The following is a 1,061-nucleotide window of genomic DNA, read 5'->3' as shown; positions in this document are numbered from 1 at the left end:
AAGGTCACGCCGGTGTCCACCAAAGCCCTCGACGTTGCGGGGGTGTTGTTCGAGGCGGTCACAGGCCGGGGCTCGGGCCGGCCGTCGCTGGGGCCGGTGCATGGACTGCCCGATCGGCTGGTGTTCACCGAGAACGCCGACGACGGCGAGACCTGGTGTCCGCCGGAGACGTTGGTGATCGATCGCGGCAAGGCGTTCCTGTCGTCGCATGTGATCGGGGTGTGTGCTCGGCTGGGGATCTCGATCCAGCCGGCGCAACCGCACAAGCCGACCGACAAACCGACTGTCGAGAGGTTCTTCCGGTCGCTGCGCGAGGGCCTGATCCAGCATCTGCCCGCCTACAAGGGCCCCGACATCCACAGCCGCGGGATCGGATTGGAGGAACAGGCGTTTCTGTTCCTGCGCGAGCTCGAAGACGTGATCCGGGACTGGATCACCTCGGTCTATCACCGCAGTGCTCACGACGGGCTGGTCGTGGCCGAATGGCCCGAGTTGGGGGTCTCGCCCAACGATATGTTCGCCGCCGGGATCGCCAAGGCCGGATTGTTGCGGATCCCGGCGTCGCCGCAGCTGGTGTTGGAGTTCCTGCGGGTGGTTTGGCGCACGATCCAGCACTACGGCGTCGAGATCGATGGCCGTCGCTACAACGGAGCGGCGCTGGATGGCTACCGCAATACCCGCAGTCCTTACGGAGGGGTCGCGGCGGGGAAGTGGCCGATCCGGATCAACGACGACGACGTGCGCGCGGTCTATTTCCAGGATCCCGACGACGGCGGCTGGCACCAGCTGATCTGGGAACACGCCCCCACCCTGAACACGCCGTTCTCGGCGGAGGCCGCCACCTACGCCCGGCGGCTGGCCGCGGCGACAGATCGATTCACGGACTCGAACGAGGCGCTGGCAGCAGTGTTGTCGCGCTGGAGCGCAGGCGAAGTGGTCGACCGCCGAGAGCGCCGCATCGCGGCGCGACTGGCGAGCGAGCGCGGGGGTGTCATGGCAACCGTGTAAGTCCGGGCGATCTGTGATCAGATGCCCTCGGACGGGCGGTTGAAGGAGAGATT

The 1,061-nt window shown here is 66.9% G+C and carries 1 pseudogene; it reads left to right on the top strand.

The annotated features are described in order from the left end of the window. Positions 1-1,008: pseudogene (locus tag A5789_RS25960) on the top strand (Mu transposase C-terminal domain-containing protein); the annotation flags it as partial. Between the last annotated feature and the right edge of the window lie 53 nt (positions 1,009-1,061).

The sequence above is a fragment of the Nocardia sp. 852002-51101_SCH5132738 genome, assembly GCF_001665695.1.
Taxonomy (GTDB): domain Bacteria; phylum Actinomycetota; class Actinomycetes; order Mycobacteriales; family Mycobacteriaceae; genus Nocardia; species Nocardia nova.
Note: the sequence above shows the minus strand (reverse complement) of the source record. Positions and strands in the feature narration are given on the sequence as shown.